Genomic DNA, 17,321 nt, shown 5'->3' with positions numbered 1-17,321 from the left:
AAGCTGGTCAAGTTCGAAGGCTTAGCATATGTTGTTTGCGCGACCCTATCAGTAAAAATGCTAGTGTGAAGTCTAAACATTTTGTATGCAAATTCCGATAACAGTTAAATGAACGTGTGTACATTATAGTGTGAATTTTAAAAGCTGGATGGCAGCAGAAGGGTTTATAAGCTTAACTTATTAGTTTTGACAAATAAAATTTCCATACTGGTATCAAGGAGAGCATAGATCATGAATAAAAAACGTTTGCGTCAATGGATGGCTCCGTTCGCAACGGCTACACTGATTTTAAATACGGGATATGGCATTTTGGCCCCCGATGCAGTGGCTAGCGCGTTGCCGACTGAGAGGCATAACTCAAATCTGACAGGACTGAATACAGCACAGTTACATACCAAATTAGCAACCGCTCAAGGTCGTAATGTGCCGGTTACTTCAGGCACGAAAGTGACTACGTTAACAAAAGGTTATGGTCAGAACACCTATCTCAACCAAATGCTAAAAGTAATGTCGAGCCAAATGGTTACTGCGAATATCGCGCCGGCAGAGGTAAGCAATCTGACAGCGGTTCCTACAGAAACAACAAAAGTAAATTTGTCCTGGACCAATCCGTCGGACCTTAATTTCGACCATGTAAAAGTGGTTGGTGTCACTAACGATGTGTATGTAGATAATATTAGAAGTAACTCTTATATGTTGAGCGGTTTACAGCCGAATACGACCTATACCTTTCGAGTGAAGACGGTGAATAAGAGCGGAGATGAATCACAAGGTACGACAGTACAGGCCAAAACGGCTTCCATTGATGTCCCTGTAGATAAGACACCTCCAGGAGAGGTAAGCGGGCTGACAGCGACGAATGTCGGATATAACGCTTTTACCGTAAATTACATATTGCCTAAGGATGCTGACCTGAGCCAAGCGATCATCTATTTAAATGGTAAGGAAGTGCAGCGAACTACAGGGACGTCCTATACGTTCAGTGGATTGATTGCCTCCACAAATTATACAGTTCTGGTCAAGACTATTGACAAATCCGGCAACATCTCTGGAGGAATCAGTATTCCGGTTACGACCTCAGCGCTCAGCGTTGATACCGTGCCCGAAGTGACAGGAGCTTCAGTGACATCAGTTAATAACTATAGCGTCACTGTTTCCTGGACGAGACCCAGCGGAATTAGTACAGTCAGTCTGTATAAGGACGGGCAACTGGTAACCGATTCATCAGGAACATCCTATACATTCAACAATCTTTCTTCAGGGCAGGCCTATTCGTTCACGATTAGGTCCAAGCGAAGCACAGGTGCATTGTCCTCCGGTGTGAGACTGACTGCCACAACGGACAGTACGTCCTCCAATTCGTCAGAAGTGTCCAATCTTGAAGTAGATAGCAAAAGTGACACCTGGATCAAAATCACCTACGATATGCCGAGTAAAGCCGACAAGGTGAAGATATATGTTGATGGAGATTATGAGGGAACTACAAGCTCTGAGTCCTATAAAATCACGGATTTGCGAGAAGGACGCTGGTATGAGATTAAGGTCGTAACTGTCAATAGTAATGGAAGAGAATCTAGCGGTGTAAAGATATCAGAACGCACGAATTCGGATGGTTACTATTCTTCTTCGTCATCTAGTTCATCGAATTATGAGAAAGCGAGAGATTTGATGCGAATTGCAGAAAACAGTCTGAATGCCTCGGACTGGCGTTCTGCCAGAGATGCAATCAGTGATCTGCCGAGCGGAACCCGTAAAAGCGATTTGCTGGATCGGTTAGAAGCTATTCGCAATAGAGCGATTGGTACCAGTAGTTCATCATCCGGGACGAGTTCTACAACAACAACTTCTGGTACAACGTCCTCATACCCTAACAATGCGGTTTCCTCATATTCAACTTCGTTCACCCTGACACCAGGAGCTAAATCAGCTTATGTCGATGGTCGTGCTACGACGATGGCTCAGGCTCCGCGAATCATAAATGGGGCGACGATGGTCCCGCTGCGCTTTATCAGTGAACGGATAGGTTACGAGGTAAATTATGAAAAGGCGACCAAAAAGATCATTCTGACTCGACCTACAGATGGCAAACAAGTAGTGCTTCAAGTCAAGAATTCGACCCTTGCCGTGTATGAGTTAAACAACTCCCGGAGTTATTCGACGAACATCACAGCTCCGGTTATTGTTAACGGCTACACGCTGGTTCCACTACGAGTGATTAGCGAGCTTTCGGGGTATCAGGTGAACTATAATACTGCATCCAAACAAATTACGATTACAAAATAAATGCTTCTGCAAAAAAGGGTTCTAGAGTATTCACTTTAGAACCCTTTTTGTGTATTAGGAAGTGTATGTAGAACAATGACAAACTGTTACTCTGTAAACAAGTTATCTTGATTGAAAAGAATATCGAGTTGCTTAAGCTCGTCACTTGTTAGTCGAACACCCAGAGTTTGAAGATTGGACTCGATTTGATCAGGCTTGGTTGCACCTGGAATAATTAGATCAACGGCTGGACGCGTTAATAGCCAAGCTAGCGCAATCTGTGCAGGATCTGCACCCTTGTCTTTCGCGAATGCTTTGAAGCGATCCACGCGTTCCAAGTTTGCTAGAAATGCTTCTTTTTGAAATAAAGGATTATTCATTCGTGAAGTGTCATTAAAAACATCATCCTTCTTATATTTACCGGTCAACAGACCTGATGCGAGCGGGAAAAAAGGAATCAGTGAAATTTCGTGCTCTAGACAATAAGGAATAACGTCGGCTTCTGCATGACGAACCAGTAGTGAGTATTCAGCTTGAAGAACATCCAAGTGCTTATCAGCATTAAAAGCCTGAAGCTGCTCAAAGCTTAAATTTGAAGCGCCAATGGCTTTGATTTTCCCTGACTTCTTCAGCTCTGCAAGTGTGTCAGCAGCTTCAGCCAGCGGGGTCCGGCTATCGGGAAAATGAAGAAAGAAAATGTCAACATAGTCTGTCTGTAATCTCATCAGGCTGTCATCCACAGCCTTACGTAATGCAGCTAGACTGTTGTCGACTTCCAGATGGCCTTGATTAAATTGGGGATTAGAAGAAGCTTTGGTAGAGATTACAAGATGTTCACGGCCACCATAATCCCGGATGGCTTCACCGATTAACTCCTCAGAGTGGCCCATTCCATACAGAAATGCGGTATCAATGAAATTGATCCCTTTTTCAAGGGCAGTCCTAATTAATTGTCGGCTTAGAGTATCATCGACTTTTGGATACATCATTGAATTACCTACCACACCTGCTCCAAAACCAAGTTTAAATGCTTTTAATCCTGTTTTTCCTATTGCTATTGTATTATTCATGTTTTTAAGCTCCTCTTTTGTATGATGTGGAATCCTAGGAAGGACTCTAATGCACATCTTACAACCTGGTGTAAACACTAGGTCAAGCAGAGCGATCAGGTATCGAAAACAGATTAAGTTTGGTTTTCAAGTGGCAAAAAGTTATGGCCAAATTTTTGCCCGGTTTGCAATTTCAATTCAATCATATCCTTAATTTCCTGAAGTTCTTTCAGTTGCTGATCTATCTTTTTTTGGTAATCGTAAAGCCTATCGTACCATTCAATATTTGATATGTTGCTCTCATCTAATTGAAGCTGGATCATAGGTTTTAACTCCTGCAGCGACATCCCAGCTTTTTTTAAACACTTGATCATAAGAAGTGCCTCTTTGTGTGAATTGTTATATATCCTGTGTCCATTATTTTTTCGGGCCACGGGAGGAAGAAGACCCATTTTCTCATAATACCGTAAGGTATCCTCACTGACTTGGAATTGATCCATAAGTTCCTTCATTTTAAAATTTGTTGTCATCTCTCGTCACCTTCGTAAGGGATCATTTAACGCATTAATTATAATATCTGGAGTTAACACGAGGTCAAGATTTATTCATGGAGAATCAAGATATTTCGCAGTATAAGTTTTCAAAATGAGACACGCTGCTGGACTTGGCTATTATTGTTTTCTGCTATATGAAGATAAGATCTCGCATTACTGTATATTCGAACAGGCATTAAAACGAAATTCATGCGGGGTCAATCCACATCGTTCCTTGAAAATTCGATAGAAATACTTCATATCATGAATACCGACTTCAAGTGCGATCGTTTGAACGCTCCAACTGGTATCTAATAGTAAGCTACAACTCTCGTGAATACGAATATCCTGCAGCATTTTTGTATAGGTCATTCCGCTAGCTTTTTTAAATTTGCGTTGAAATTGACGTGAGCTAATTAAAAATTGCTTGCAAATTTGATCAACCGACAACGGATTTTTATAATTTCTGGTTATATCATCAATCGTATACTGAATGGGATCCGTTATGACTGGCTTGGAAACATGAGCTACTTGTATCACATGACTGAAGCTTCCAATAGAGCAGACATTGTATTCCTTCAAGATGTTGTTAAATGGGGAGTGTATAACTTGCCTGAAGGGAGCCATAATCCGAGAAGCGCAGCCCCTTATGTTCTGGAAAATGGAGAGGGAGACCGATTACTCACTGGAGATCAGCTCCACAGAATTCTAGCCACTCCTGATTACCTTTGGATTATGTTGTTTTGCGCTAGGATCTATTGTCGGCTTTTTTTCTTCTAATTATTGGATGGTTATTGTGAGCAGAATCTTCCAATCCATAGGGGCGTCTGTTGTCCCGGCATCATCCATGTTGATCCCGATTTGCTATATATCTATCGAAAATCGTGGCAAAGCTTTGGGGATTACCTCTGCAGGAATGGCCTTAGGGACGGCAATAGGCCCAATTATTGCTGGATTTGTTATTGGATTTGCAAGCTGGCGCTACCTATTTTTAATTTCATTTCTAGTCATTATTACAATCCCTCTTTTCAGGAGGTATTTAATAAATGAAACACTTTCAAAAGGAAAAGCTGATCTCATAGGAGGTATTTTGCTTGCAGCTTCAATTACGCTGCTGCTACTCTCCATTACTGGACACAGCTGGAGTTATTTTATGGCTACTATCCTAATATTCATATTATTCATCATTCGCATTAACAAAACGGATGAACCCTTTATTGAACCGACACTTTTTAAAAATACAAGGTATACGATAGGGTTGATTATCGCTTGTATGATTCTTACACTTAATTTATGTGTTCCGTATTTGATCCCGCAGGTGTTAAGCTCAATACATCACTTATCTTCTGTAAACACAGGACTCGTGATGTTTCCTGGTGCTTTGATTGCTGCATTGCTTGGGTTGGTGGGTGGAAGAATTGCGGATGCAAAGGGCAATCGCTTTGTATTCTCGTTGGCATTCCTGTTCCAAGTGATGGCATACCTCATATTGGTTTTTTTTATGGACACGTTTCCTGCCATGATTGCGATTATCTTATTTCTAGCGAATACTGGATTAACATTTGCTCAGATTACAATGGCAAACACCATTTCTCGAACGTTAAGCGGCAACCAAACCGGAGTTGGTATGGGTATCTATATGATGGGAAGCTTTATGGCGGGGGCTATCGGAACGTCTATTCTTGGATCTGTACTTGATCAAGGAGCACAAAGCAAAATTATGTTCAGCTCTATTTTTTTGGTTTTGGGCATATGGATTATAGGCTTTGCTATTTTTTATTTTACAGTTTTTCGTAAAGAAGCACCACCCGTTCAGCAAGACACATAGCAATCAATTATACTAAACAATCCTTATTAATAACCGACAGGTGTCTTAGTTACGACCTGTCGGTTAAACCTTACTAAAACACTCCTGACATCAGTATGTCAGGAGTGTTTTCATTTCGATGCAGCAGACAGAGGAACTCAATGTCTATTTGCATTAAGCGAAAATGAAGACTGAACCTCTGAATATTGGTTTCAAAAAAAATGGACTTGACTTTCTATCCATTTTAGACAGGTACTTGACAGGTATATGATATATTAAAAAAAGTTGAGATTTACTTATAGACTTTCAACATGATTGTCTACTCATAAGAATTAAAAATCAATTAAATGGCGGGGATATACAGTGTATCAATACAAAGATCAGGATTATGAAGCTGTTCATTTTGATGGACAAGATTTGCGGTATGGAGAACTCGTACGCTGCACTTTTAAAAAGTGTACATTCATGAATACTTCATTGGATGAGATCGAGACAAGCCATTGTCGTTTTATTGAATGTGACTTTAAAGGTGCTGCTCTATGTGGATCTGTGCATACGGAATCAGCTTTTGAAAATTGTTCTTTCAATGGTGCTAACCTTTTTGTTTCCAAATTCAACTCTTGTAAAATGACAGGATCGGACTTTGCAGGTGCTCAAATGGACGGTGTCACTTTGAGTCAAGGAGACTGGTCCTACACTAATCTAAAGCATACCAAGCTGGGGAAACAGGATTTGAGAGGAATTCGTTTTTATGAAGCAGATTTTTCTGATACCGATTTGACGAAAGCTGACCTGAGAGACTCTGACCTAACGAGAGTAACTTTGAGCAGAGCGAACTTGCAGGGAGCCGATCTACGTGGTGCCAATCTTGAAGGAATTGATTTGAAAACTTTGAATATTAAAGGCGCGCGAATGGATAGAGAGCAGGCGATTCTGTTTATACGCTCTTATGGAGCAAAGGTAGACTGAAGAACAGTGGAGGTTTTCATGGAACAGTCTAAAAAACTTCTTTTTTATCCAATGTATGGTGTATGTATTCTCGAATCTGTAGAGAAAGAAGATGACTTGGAAAACCTACAAAGTTCCTATAACTTGTATTTTCCTAAACAAGGACTTCGCATGTTTATTCCGCAACATAGAGCACTGCAAAAATGTATCCGACCTTTGTCCAATGTGGATTACTTTTTGAGTTCCAGAGCTCAATTTTTTGGAGAATATGCTCAACTTCCTTTGAACCCTTCTGAACGTCGCTGCTTTTTGCAGGCCAAGATCGAGTCAGGGCTTCTTCATGATCATTTTGGCATCATCAGGGATATAATTTGTTCCAAAGCCTACAATTTGAAAATGAATTCTCATGATAGGTCCATTCTGAGTATGGCTCGAGAGATGCTGGTAAGTGAACTAATGTATGTTTTGAATCTTTCAGCGGACGATGCAGGCAGGTATTTGAAAGAGGATATTGAAAAGCGTCAGCTTGGGTAGGAGGAGCAGTACATGCAAAATTTTATTAACGTTCATGGAGCACGGGAAAATAATCTGAAAAATATTGATATTCAAATTCCTCGTGACCAAATCGTTGTGATCACCGGGGTGAGCGGCTCGGGAAAATCCAGCCTGGCATTCGATACGCTATATGCTGAGGGACAAATGCGTTATGTTGAATCACTATCTTCCTATGCAAGACAATTTCTCGGGCAGATCAATAAACCAGATGTCGACTCGATCGAAGGACTTTCACCCGCAATTGCCATTGAACAAAAAACGACATCTAACAATCCACGTTCCACAGTGGGCACTGTAACTGAGATTTACGATTTTTTGAGGTTATTGTGGGCAAGGGTTGGAACGCCGCATTGTCCATCCTGTAAAAGTGAAGTTACGCGCCAGTCTGTCGATCAAATTGTAGATCAAATATATAGGCTTCCTCAAGGAACGAAATATATGGTGCTCGCACCTTTAGTACAAGATAAAAAAGGGGAGCACCAGCACATTTTTGAACAAGCGAGAACCAATGGCTATGCACGTGTGCGAGTAGACGGTATCGTTAAGAACCTATCAGAAGAGATCCAACTTGATAAAAACAGGAAACATACTATCGCTATTGTAGTGGACCGTCTGGTAGTCAAAGAGGGGGAAACTCAGAGACTGACAGACTCTATTGAAACAGCCATTACTTTGTCCGGCGATACTGTATTGGTTCACCGGATGGATAGCGGTGAGGACATGCTGTTCTCCCAAAGTTTTGCTTGTGCCCGTTGCGGATTTTCCATGCAGGAGCTGTCTCCTCGCATGTTCTCTTTTAATAATCAGTACGGCGCCTGTCCGACTTGCTCGGGACTTGGGTTTCATCTTGAGGTTGACCCGATCAAAGTCGCACCTGATCGCAGTCAATCGTTGAACTCGGGCGCAATTAAAGCTACCGGATGGGGAAATGTCGAAACCAACTCCTATTGCAAAATGTATTTTGAAGCGATTGGAAAAAAGGCTGGATTTGATCTGGATACTCCTCTTGATCAGATTTCACAGCAAGCATTGGACATGCTCCTGTATGGAACACAGGGTGAAAAACTTGAACTTAGATGGGAAAGCAATCATCGGGAGAGGCTGCTGCACCAGGCATTCGAAGGGATTGTCAACAATCTGGATCGACGCTACCGGGAAACCCAGTCCGATACAATGCGGAAAGAACTTGAAAGCTATATGTCCGCCTTGCCTTGCCACGACTGTCACGGTGATCGGCTGGCACCGATGCTTCTTGTTGTAACCGTCTGTGATATGAACATCTCAGATTTCTGCAAGCTGTCTGTTACCGAGGCCATTCATTTTATCGAAAATATGCATCTATCCCCGGCTAAGGCTATGATTGCCGCCCCGATTACGACGGAGATTGTTGACCGACTTGTATTTTTGAAAAATGTCGGGCTGGAATATTTGACGTTATACCGAACTGCCGGAACACTTTCAGGCGGGGAGAGTCAGCGCATTCGTTTGGCCACCCAGATAGGATCGCGCTTAACAGGAGTGCTGTACATTCTCGACGAGCCCTCGATCGGTTTGCACCAGCGAGACAATGAACGGCTTATTTCCGCTTTGAAGGAAATGCGTGATTTGGGCAACACCGTCATTGTGGTGGAGCATGACGAAGAGACGATCCGCCAAGCAGACTGGATTGTGGACATTGGTCCGGGTGCGGGTAAACATGGAGGAGAAGTGGTTGCTCAGGGAGAACTTGACCAAATTACCGCTGAAAAACGTTCGATAACAGGCCAATATTTGTCGCATCAAAGATGGATTCCCGTGCCTGAGAACCGTCGACCAGGCAATGGACATCATCTGACTATTGTGGGAGCAGCGGAAAACAATCTGAAAGACATCAATGTATCCATCCCATTAGGAACGATCACGTGTGTTACGGGCGTTTCCGGATCAGGTAAGTCCAGCCTTGTTAACGAGATACTTTATAAAAAGCTGGCGGCGACGCTAAATCGAGCTCATACTCGCTCAGGAAAACATTTACAAATTGATGGCATAGAGCATTTGGATAAGATTATTAATATGGATCAAAGCCCGATCGGACGGACTCCTCGTTCCAACCCGGCCACATACACCGGTCTTTTTGATAATATTCGCTCCCTATTTGCCATGACAAACGAAGCCAAGGTGCGTGCTTATGGCCCGGGTCGCTTTTCGTTTAATATTAAGGGCGGACGCTGTGAAGCCTGTACGGGTGATGGATTGATGAGAATCGAAATGCATTTCCTGCCCGATGTGTATGTGCCTTGTGACGTCTGTAAAGGGAAGCGATACAATCGCGAAACTCTGGAAGTTCACTATAAAGGGAAAAGCATTGCAGATATCTTGGAGATGACTGCGGACGAAGCTGTTGTATTTTTTGAGTATGTTCCAAAAATACGGAAGAAAATCGAGGCGCTCTGTAAAGTGGGGTTGGGTTATGTGAAGCTGGGTCAGTCTTCTACAACGCTATCAGGCGGAGAAGCGCAACGAGTGAAACTTGCATCAGAACTGCTGAAGCCCGCTACGGGTTCAACGCTATATGTTATGGATGAACCCACTACAGGACTTCACGTTGCGGATGTGCAGCAATTGATCAATATACTTCATGTGCTGACCGAGGAGGGGAATACCATTGTTGTTATCGAGCATAATCTGGATGTGATCAAGAATGCAGACTATATTATTGATCTGGGACCCGAAGGTGGTAGCAACGGAGGGAATGTCGTATGTACCGGGACCCCGGAACAAGTGGCCGACTTTAAGCTGAGCTACACGGGGCAATATTTACGAAAAGAACTTAGAGACATACATTCATAGATAATCATCCTAATCTCGAATTTCAAACTCTATGCATTCATGCAGTATTCGCTATAATGGATACAGTGATTTAGGAAAGGGATGTAATCATGAAGAAGGTCATCGTAATTGGATCAGGAATTCTGGGGGCATCGACAGCATACCAGTTAGCAAAAATGGGTGCTAATGTCATTATTGTAGACCGCAAAGATAAAGGACAGGCTACTGATGCCGCAGCTGGCATTATCTGTCCCTGGCTATCACAGCGACGTAATCAGGCTTGGTACCAGCTGGCAAAGGCAGGCGCACGCTTTTATCCTGGGTTGATTGAAGAACTCAAAAGCGAGGGAGAAACAGAAACAGGCTATGCTCAAGTGGGTGCTCTCAGTATTCATGATGATTTGGAGAAAATCAAAAAAATGGAGGAGCGGGCACACTTACGACAAGCGGATGCACCGGAAATCGGTGAAATTACCCGGCTAAATGAAAAAGAAACCCATGAACGGTTTCCTTTGTTAGTAGAAGGTTATCATTCTGTTCATATTAGCGGTGCCGCCCGTATAGATGGTCGTGCGCTACGGGATGCGTTGGTCCGATCAGCACAGAGACATGGAGCGACCCTTATACATGGGGATGCTGCACTTCAATATGAGTCCGACCAAGTAACTGGAGTAGCGGTCGGTGCAAAAAGCTTCTCGTCTGACAAGGTCATTGTTTGTGCAGGTGCATGGGCAAATCAATTAATGTTGCCTTTGGGCATTCATTTTAAGGTTAGTTATCAAAAAGCACAAATTATGCATTTGCAGGTTCCTAATAGGCAAGACACAGGCACCTGGCCTGTAATCATACCGCCTTCTGATCAATACCTGCTGGCTTTCGATAAACAGAAGATCGTAATAGGGGCGACTCACGAAAATGAAATCGAGGGTTACGATACGAGGGTAACAGCAGGTGGGATGCAGGAAATTCTGAACAAAGGTTTAGAGTTGGCCCCTGATTTAGCAAACAGCACTTTTCAGGAGGTAAGAGTTGGTTTCCGTCCTTTTACACCCGGTTTTCTACCGGTGATCGGAGCTGTTCCAGGCTGGGATGGTCTTATAGCGGCAAATGGGCTTGGAGCATCCGGGTTGACCATGGGCCCCTTTATTGGAAATCAGCTGGCAAAGTTGGCACTTGGAATGGATTTAGATGTCGATATCAATGATTATGATATTCGAAAAGCAATAGATGAAAGTTGATCCTTGACCGGAGACAACAATATATATGCTTATGAAGTCGCCATACTGGCGACTTTTTGTTTTAGTGCTATATTCATTCTATACGTCATTCATCATGTCATTGAGATGCGAATTTTTTAACGATTGTGTTGTGGTTTGCATGTTTTTCAAGTAGTCGATTTTATAGATACAGGAATAGATCACATTTAATACATAGTCAAAGGCAATCTGCGATGAAAATGTACCAATCTTGGCATGTTTTACTTCGTCATTAGGCACCTGGATACAGATATTACTGAGTTTGGCCAATTCGCTTTGATTGGTTGCTGTAATTGTGATAAAAGGGATATTTTCATGTGCGAAATGCCGTGCTGCTTTTAAAAAAATCGGCGACTTTCCGTGGTAAGTTAAAAAAACAGCGCAATCCTGTGTCGTAAGATTAGCCGTATGGTAAGCCCACTCAGACAGCTCCGTGGCTATAAACACATACTTGTTTATTTTTACCAATTTATTTTGGAAACTTTTCGCACGGATTTGTGAATCACCTAACGCATATATAAAGATTCTTTTCGCTTGATCCAGCAGTAGGGCTGTTTGCGACAATAAATCATCATCCATGAATGTAAAGTTTTTTTCAATCGTTTCTTTCATTAATTCTGCAATTTCTTTCGCTACTTGAAGTGGGGATTCATCAAAACCGAAAGGATAGTTGGGGTCTACATTGGAAATGTTCTGGGTATTCTGCTGAAATTCCCGAGCAAGTTTGATTATGAACTCCTTGAAACCAGATAGCCCAAGTTTATGTGTTAATCGATTAATCGCGGAATGCGAAGTATATGTTGCCTTTGCAAGCTCCTGAATATTTAAGTGCAGGATACTTTCCTTATGAAGCAAAATATAGGATGCAATGCTTTTTTCGTTTGGTGTAAAGTTTTGCATTTCGGATAATTGCATCAGTATTTTCAACAGGTTCACTCCGGTTCAATTGAAATAACGTTTGATAAAGGATATAAAATAAACATTTTGTTTAAAAACAACCCGCCATGTTGACAAATAATCGGTTGAATGTACCATTTTGGCGGCAAATCCTTTACGATCAACATTCTTCTTCTATAATAAATGAAAAAGAGCCTAAGGGGGAAATAATATGCTTACCATCGGTTATATTGGAAATGGGAAAAGCACGAACCGTTATCATCTTCCTTTTTCATTGAACAGAGCTGATTTGAAAGTGAAGACGATATACACACGTAATCCAGATAAAGGGGAGTGGAAAAAAGTCCCTGACGTGCAGTATACAGATAATATTGAATCTCTAATGAACGATAAGGAGATTCAGTTGATTGTTATCTGTACACCTGTAGAATCCCACTACGACTATGCGAAAATGGCGCTTGACCACGGGAAAAATGTACTTGTTGAGAAACCTTTTACGTTAACCAAAGAAGAAGCCATGTCGATCTTCCAATATGCTAAAGAGAAAAATCTGGTTGTACAATGCTATCAGAATAGACGTTACGACTCGGATTTCCTCACTACCCAGAAGATTATTGAATCAGGAAAACTTGGAGATTTGCTGGAAGTGGAGATGCATTACGATTATTATCGCCCTGAGATCCCGAACTCCACTTCTCATTTTTCCAAGTATAACAGTTACCTATACGGACATGGCGTTCATACCATTGACCAGGTTCTTTCCTATTTTGGGAAGCCGGACACAATTCGTTACGATGTTCGTCAATTGCTGGGTTCTGGGAGAATGAATGATTACTTTGATCTGGATTTTTATTATCCCTCGCTCAAGGTATCCATCAAATCCAGCTTTTTTCGCTTAAAAGAGCGGCCGAGTTTTGTTGTATACGGCAAAAAAGGCGTTTTTATAAAGCAAACGAAGGATCGTCAGGAGGAGCATCTGAAATTATACTATCTGCCTAAGGGACACGCCGATTTCGGCATCGACCTGCCCGAGCATTACGGCATCTTAACATATTTGGATGATAAAGGCGAGTATCATGAAGAAAAAGTCGTTTCTGAAAAGGGAGACTATGCCCGAGTGTATGACGATATTTATCAGTCGATCGTATTTGGTAAAGAAAAAGTGATTAAAGACGAAGAAACGATAATTTGTATGGAAATACTTGAAAAAGGTATAGAGGAGTGCAACTAAAATGAAGTTGGGAATTGTCGGAGCAGGGATGATCGTAGGGGATCTATTGAGCTTTATTCAGGAAATCCCGACCATTTTATTAAAGGGCATTTGTTCTAGACCTAGCCACCAGGAGAAATTACTGGATTTGAAAAATAAATATGGAATATCTCAGATTTATTCGGATTACAGCGAGATGCTGATGAACCGTGATGTGGATACAGTTTATATCGGGTTGCCTAATCATCTTCATTATTCATATGCCAAAGAAGCATTATTGAGTGGTAAACATGTCATTTGTGAGAAGCCGTTTACTTCCAATTTGCAAGAATTTCTAGAGCTAAAAGAAATTGCTCAGCAAAGAAAACTGGTATTGGTGGAAGCCATAACGAATCAATATTTGAAAAATTATTTGTCAATGAAGGAGTATCTACCTAAACTTGGTGAGATCAAAATAGTTGAATGCAACTATTCTCAATACTCATCTCGATATGAAGCTTTCAAAGCGGGAATAATCCAGCCTGCGTTTAATCCGGAAATGTCTGGTGGAGCCTTGATGGATATTAATTTATATAATATTCATTTTGTTGTTGGATTCTTCGGTAGCCCAAAGAAAGTGGAGTATTGGGCGAACATGGAGCGTGGAATTGATACTTCAGGTATGCTGCTGCTTGATTACGGTGATTTCAAGTGTGTCTGCATAGGTTCAAAAGATAGTACGGCCCCCAATGCCGTGAACATTCAAGGCAATAAGGGCTATTTACACATGGCAAGTTCTGCTAATATATGCGACTGCTTTGATTACACTGCGAATAAGGAAACGCCAATTCGTGTGGATCTAAAAGATCATTCGCATCGAATGTATGACGAATTCGTTGAGTTTGATCGTATCATCGAAGAAAAAGATTTTGGAAAAGTCTCGAATATGCTTGAACATAGCGAGAAGGTCATGAATGTCATTGAGAAAGCCAAGCAGTCCGCCAATCTTGTATTTGGCCCTGATAAACCATTTTGAGAGTAGCAGACATATGTCTGCTACTCTTTTTTATCAGATTCACAATTTCCGGTCCAACAGCATGCCTATTTGCTCTGCCATCTCGACAGGAGGGAGAGGTTTATCATTCAAAAACCACCACTCCATAATCCCTACCACAGCGGACGCTGCATAACGGACAACCACTTCTTCGTTTAGTCCCCGATTTCTTGCTTCATTCATGTCGACCTCTTCCCGAAGTTCATCGATCATAAATTCAAGAAACTGAGTGCGGAAGTAAGGGGCGCCTTTGCTCACCAGCATCGTGGAGAAAAATAAATAGTTAGCCTCAAAATATTCAAACCAAACAATTTCGGCCTCTGTAAAGCTCAAATGAGCCGATTCAATACATAATCTTCGAAGTTCATTGATGTGTGCGGCGATCAGCTTATCCAGCAAATCATATTTGTCCACGTAATGAAGATAGATGGTTCCCCGGCTTACATTTGCTTTGTCGGATAGATCCTGAATCGTAATATGGTCGAAACTCTTTTCGGCCATCAACTCCGTTAATGCTTTTTTCAAGGCTTCCTGTGTTTTGAGTATTCTCCTGTCCACTTTCACTGTGTTCAACCCCTAAACTTCTAAATGATAATTGACTGTTTTAACTTATATGTCTATTAATGAACAAATCAAGCGTATTTAACAATTGCAAGCATTCTGTATCAGCTTATAATAATAGACACAAGTTCAATAATGTATCTTTTTCAATTATAGATGCATTTATATGAAGGATCAATGCAAAGAAAGAGGAGATATCACATGTCAGATACTCAAAAACTTACGGCTGCACAGCGAACGATTGGGGACTTCTCACCAAAGATCGTCGAGCTGACCGACAAGGTGCTTTTTGGGGACGTTTGGGAACGCAAAGAGCTGGCCCCACGCGACCGCAGCCTCATTACCGTAGCAAGCTTGATCACCGGAGGGAATTCCGAACAACTGGGCTTTCATTTGGGTAAAGCCAAAGACAACGGCCTGACGGAAGAGGAACTGATCGAAGTCATTACCCATCTTGCCTTTTATGCGGGCTGGCCGAAGGCGATGTCCGCTATTACAGTGGCCAAAGAACTATTCGCAAAAGAAAACTAAGTCTCGAAAGGATGTTCATTCTCTATGTCCAATATTCAAGATAAAGTCGTTATTATTACAGGTGCTTCCAGCGGAATCGGAGAGGCAACGGCCAAAGAACTGGCATCTAAAGGTGCGAAGCTTGTGCTGGCGGCTCGCCGTGAAGACCGTTTACAAAAGCTGCAAGAAGAAGTTGAACAAAGCGGGGGTACAGCCATCTACAAAGTAACCGATGTGACATCGCATGAACAAGTGGAGGAGTTGGCTTCGTATGCACTTCAAGAGTTTGGGAAAATCGACGTACTTATCAATAATGCCGGAGTCATGCCGCAATCGTTTCTCTTTAAGAAGAAAATTAATGAATGGGATATGATGATTGATATTAATATCAAGGGCCTTTTGTACGGGATTGCTGCTGTTCTGCCTGCGATGCGGGAACAGAAATCTGGCCATATCATTAATCTGTCTTCTATTGCCGGACATAATGTCTACCCCGGCGGCACTGTATATTGCGCGACCAAACATGCCGTAAGGGCGATTACGGAAGGTTTACGTCAAGAAGAGGCGCTCAGTGGTACCCAGATTCGTACAACGAATATCTCTCCAGGAGCTGTCAGCACTGAATTGACGGAGGGAATCACGGATGCAGAGTTAAAACAAGACTACGATGAGTTATATCAAGGAGCGATTAAAGCGGAAAGTATCGCACGTGCGATTGCTTTTGCGATTGAAGAGCCCGGAGACGTTGCGATCAATGAAATGATTATTCGCCCAACCACACAACAGGCGTAAGTCAACAGCAGGAGGAATGACGATGAATTATCGTACAGTAGGAAAAACAGGAATCAAGGTTTCAAATTTATGTTTTGGCACGATGTCCTTCGGCGGAAATGCCGATGAAGAAACATCCAAAAAAATGTTCAACCGCTCCCGCGAAGCTGGCATTAACTTTTTCGATACAGCAAACGTGTACAGCCAGGGTCGCTCCGAAGAAATTCTAGGCGAGTGCATCGAGGACTGTCGGAATGAGATTGTACTGAGCACCAAAGTTTTCTATCCGATGGGACAGGACGTGAATGCTAGGGGGCTTTCCCGTCGTCATGTCATGCTTGAAGTGGAAAACAGTCTGCGACGCCTGAAGACGGACCGCATCGACTTCTACTTCGTGCATATGTTCGACGAAAATACGCCAATGGAGGAGACGCTTCGTGCACTCGACGATCTTCAAGCGCAGGGCAAAATCCTTTACCCAGCGGTGAGCAACTGGTCGGCCTGGCAGATTGCCAAAGCGGTCGGCATCTCTGCCAGGGAGGAGCTGGCGCGCTTTGAATTGATCCAGCCGATGTACAACCTGGTCAAACGTCAGGCTGAGGTAGAAATCCTGCCTCTTGCCGCTTCCGAGCAGATTGGGGTCATTTCGTACAGCCCTCTGGGAGCCGGGATTCTTACGGGCAAATACGGAACGAACAAACGACCGGAGCAAGGACGGCTGGTCGAAGAGCAGCGGTATACGGACCGCTATGCGGATGAAATGAATTTTGCCGTCGCCGACCGCTTTACTGCACATGCAGCAGAACGAGGCGTGAAGCCCTCGACGCTTGCGGTAGCCTGGGCGATGTCCAATCCTATGATCACGGCGCCAATTATTGGCGCAAGAAACCTCGCGCAGCTGGAAGACTCACTGGGCGCTGTCGATGTAGAGATGACTCCAGAGTGGCGCGATGAGATTTCCAGACTTTCGGTGACTCCCGCGCCTTCTACAGACCGGGGCGAGACGCTACTGCCGAACTGGGCTTGAAGACCGAAGACCGCCTAAATGATGTTGGGGAAGTCGGTGGTGTTCTCGTTTTATAGGAAATGACGCTGGAAGTTAAACGTATCATACCGAAAAA

At 42.8% G+C, this 17,321-nt stretch carries 16 protein-coding genes; 11 read left to right on the top strand and 5 right to left on the bottom strand.

Annotated elements, in window-relative coordinates; genetic code table 11:
• The first annotated feature begins 231 nt into the window (after nt 1-231).
• A complete protein-coding gene (locus ACUUJN_RS13680; protein ID WP_023988843.1) occupies nt 232-2,283 on the top strand; it encodes a fibronectin type III domain-containing protein in 2,052 nt (683 codons plus the stop codon).
• 86 nt (nt 2,284-2,369) lie between these two features.
• Here ACUUJN_RS13680 and ACUUJN_RS13675 read toward each other — a convergent pair whose 3' ends face one another.
• From ACUUJN_RS13675 to ACUUJN_RS13665, 3 genes are all read right to left on the bottom strand, one after another.
• Nucleotides 2,370-3,332, bottom strand: coding sequence for an aldo/keto reductase (locus tag ACUUJN_RS13675; protein ID WP_484668591.1), 963 nt, complete (start codon nt 3,330-3,332; stop codon nt 2,370-2,372).
• A gap of 113 nt (nt 3,333-3,445) precedes the next feature.
• Nucleotides 3,446-3,841 carry a MerR family transcriptional regulator gene (locus ACUUJN_RS13670; protein WP_053325535.1) on the bottom strand — a complete coding sequence of 132 codons (396 nt, stop codon included), beginning with the start codon at nt 3,839-3,841 and terminating at the stop codon, nt 3,446-3,448.
• Between the two features lie 177 nt (nt 3,842-4,018).
• On the bottom strand, nt 4,019-4,384 hold the full coding sequence (locus tag ACUUJN_RS13665; protein ID WP_231517191.1) for a helix-turn-helix transcriptional regulator: 366 nt from the start codon (nt 4,382-4,384) through the stop codon (nt 4,019-4,021).
• Between the two features lie 178 nt (nt 4,385-4,562).
• Between ACUUJN_RS13665 and ACUUJN_RS13660 the strand changes: the two genes are divergently transcribed.
• The 5 genes from ACUUJN_RS13660 to ACUUJN_RS13640 all read left to right on the top strand — a co-directional run bounded on the left by ACUUJN_RS13660 (nt 4,563) and on the right by ACUUJN_RS13640 (nt 11,200).
• Nucleotides 4,563-5,672, top strand: a complete 1,110-nt coding sequence (locus ACUUJN_RS13660) for an MFS transporter (protein WP_484669757.1) — start codon at nt 4,563-4,565, stop codon at nt 5,670-5,672.
• 342 nt (nt 5,673-6,014) lie between these two features.
• Nucleotides 6,015-6,620, top strand: a complete 606-nt coding sequence (locus ACUUJN_RS13655) for a pentapeptide repeat-containing protein (protein WP_279833867.1) — start codon at nt 6,015-6,017, stop codon at nt 6,618-6,620.
• Between the two features lie 18 nt (nt 6,621-6,638).
• Complete coding sequence (locus ACUUJN_RS13650) at nt 6,639-7,133, top strand: hypothetical protein (protein ID WP_028541626.1); 495 nt, start codon at nt 6,639-6,641, stop codon at nt 7,131-7,133.
• A gap of 12 nt (nt 7,134-7,145) precedes the next feature.
• Nucleotides 7,146-9,983 carry an excinuclease ABC subunit UvrA gene (uvrA, locus tag ACUUJN_RS13645; protein WP_340959896.1) on the top strand — a complete coding sequence of 946 codons (2,838 nt, stop codon included), beginning with the start codon at nt 7,146-7,148 and terminating at the stop codon, nt 9,981-9,983.
• Nucleotides 9,984-10,072: 89 nt separating this feature from the next.
• Nucleotides 10,073-11,200, top strand: coding sequence for an NAD(P)/FAD-dependent oxidoreductase (locus ACUUJN_RS13640; protein ID WP_279833861.1), 1,128 nt, complete (start codon nt 10,073-10,075; stop codon nt 11,198-11,200).
• A gap of 78 nt (nt 11,201-11,278) precedes the next feature.
• Here the strand turns inward: ACUUJN_RS13640 and ACUUJN_RS13635 are convergent, their stop codons facing one another.
• Complete coding sequence (locus tag ACUUJN_RS13635) at nt 11,279-12,145, bottom strand: MurR/RpiR family transcriptional regulator (protein WP_023988835.1); 867 nt, start codon at nt 12,143-12,145, stop codon at nt 11,279-11,281.
• Between the two features lie 181 nt (nt 12,146-12,326).
• Here ACUUJN_RS13635 and ACUUJN_RS13630 point away from each other — a divergent pair, with 181 nt between their 5' ends.
• Together ACUUJN_RS13630 and ACUUJN_RS13625 are read left to right on the top strand one after the other, a co-directional pair.
• On the top strand, nt 12,327-13,346 hold the full coding sequence (locus ACUUJN_RS13630) for a Gfo/Idh/MocA family oxidoreductase (RefSeq protein WP_279833858.1): 1,020 nt from the start codon (nt 12,327-12,329) through the stop codon (nt 13,344-13,346).
• Between the two features lies 1 nt (nt 13,347).
• Nucleotides 13,348-14,340: a Gfo/Idh/MocA family protein gene (locus ACUUJN_RS13625; protein WP_023988833.1), complete on the top strand. Its 993-nt coding sequence runs from the start codon at nt 13,348-13,350 to the stop codon at nt 14,338-14,340.
• Nucleotides 14,341-14,379: 39 nt separating this feature from the next.
• Here the strand turns inward: ACUUJN_RS13625 and ACUUJN_RS13620 are convergent, their stop codons facing one another.
• Nucleotides 14,380-14,922, bottom strand: a complete 543-nt coding sequence (locus ACUUJN_RS13620) for a TetR/AcrR family transcriptional regulator (RefSeq protein ID WP_023988832.1) — start codon at nt 14,920-14,922, stop codon at nt 14,380-14,382.
• A gap of 198 nt (nt 14,923-15,120) precedes the next feature.
• Between ACUUJN_RS13620 and ACUUJN_RS13615 the strand changes: the two genes are divergently transcribed.
• The 3 genes from ACUUJN_RS13615 to ACUUJN_RS13605 are packed head-to-tail and all read left to right on the top strand — an operon-like array spanning nt 15,121 to nt 17,227.
• A complete protein-coding gene (locus ACUUJN_RS13615) occupies nt 15,121-15,450 on the top strand; it encodes a carboxymuconolactone decarboxylase family protein (RefSeq protein WP_023988831.1) in 330 nt (109 codons plus the stop codon).
• A 24-nt stretch (nt 15,451-15,474) separates the two neighbouring features.
• Nucleotides 15,475-16,221, top strand: a complete 747-nt coding sequence (locus ACUUJN_RS13610) for an SDR family oxidoreductase (RefSeq protein ID WP_484668590.1) — start codon at nt 15,475-15,477, stop codon at nt 16,219-16,221.
• A gap of 22 nt (nt 16,222-16,243) precedes the next feature.
• Nucleotides 16,244-17,227, top strand: coding sequence for an aldo/keto reductase (locus tag ACUUJN_RS13605; protein ID WP_484668589.1), 984 nt, complete (start codon nt 16,244-16,246; stop codon nt 17,225-17,227).
• The last annotated feature ends 94 nt before the right edge of the window (nt 17,228-17,321 follow it).

This window comes from Paenibacillus sp. LRG-1 (assembly GCF_057220305.1).
Note: the sequence above shows the minus strand (reverse complement) of the source record. Positions and strands in the feature narration are given on the sequence as shown.

Excerpts from the sequence above, each read along its gene's own strand:
- ACUUJN_RS13625 (WP_023988833.1), top strand. The coding sequence starts at position 13,348 with ATGAAGTTGGGAATTGTCGGAGCAGGGATGATCGTAGGGGATCTATTG.
- ACUUJN_RS13605 (WP_484668589.1), top strand. The coding sequence starts at position 16,244 with ATGAATTATCGTACAGTAGGAAAAACAGGAATCAAGGTTTCAAATTTA.
- ACUUJN_RS13650 (WP_028541626.1), top strand. The coding sequence starts at position 6,639 with ATGGAACAGTCTAAAAAACTTCTTTTTTATCCAATGTATGGTGTATGT.
- ACUUJN_RS13680 (WP_023988843.1), top strand. The coding sequence starts at position 232 with ATGAATAAAAAACGTTTGCGTCAATGGATGGCTCCGTTCGCAACGGCT.
- ACUUJN_RS13640 (WP_279833861.1), top strand. The coding sequence starts at position 10,073 with ATGAAGAAGGTCATCGTAATTGGATCAGGAATTCTGGGGGCATCGACA.
- ACUUJN_RS13630 (WP_279833858.1), top strand. The coding sequence starts at position 12,327 with ATGCTTACCATCGGTTATATTGGAAATGGGAAAAGCACGAACCGTTAT.
- uvrA (WP_340959896.1), top strand. The coding sequence starts at position 7,146 with ATGCAAAATTTTATTAACGTTCATGGAGCACGGGAAAATAATCTGAAA.
- ACUUJN_RS13675 (WP_484668591.1), bottom strand. The coding sequence starts at position 3,332 with ATGAATAATACAATAGCAATAGGAAAAACAGGATTAAAAGCATTTAAA.
- ACUUJN_RS13670 (WP_053325535.1), bottom strand. The coding sequence starts at position 3,841 with ATGACAACAAATTTTAAAATGAAGGAACTTATGGATCAATTCCAAGTC.
- ACUUJN_RS13610 (WP_484668590.1), top strand. The coding sequence starts at position 15,475 with ATGTCCAATATTCAAGATAAAGTCGTTATTATTACAGGTGCTTCCAGC.
- ACUUJN_RS13615 (WP_023988831.1), top strand. The coding sequence starts at position 15,121 with ATGTCAGATACTCAAAAACTTACGGCTGCACAGCGAACGATTGGGGAC.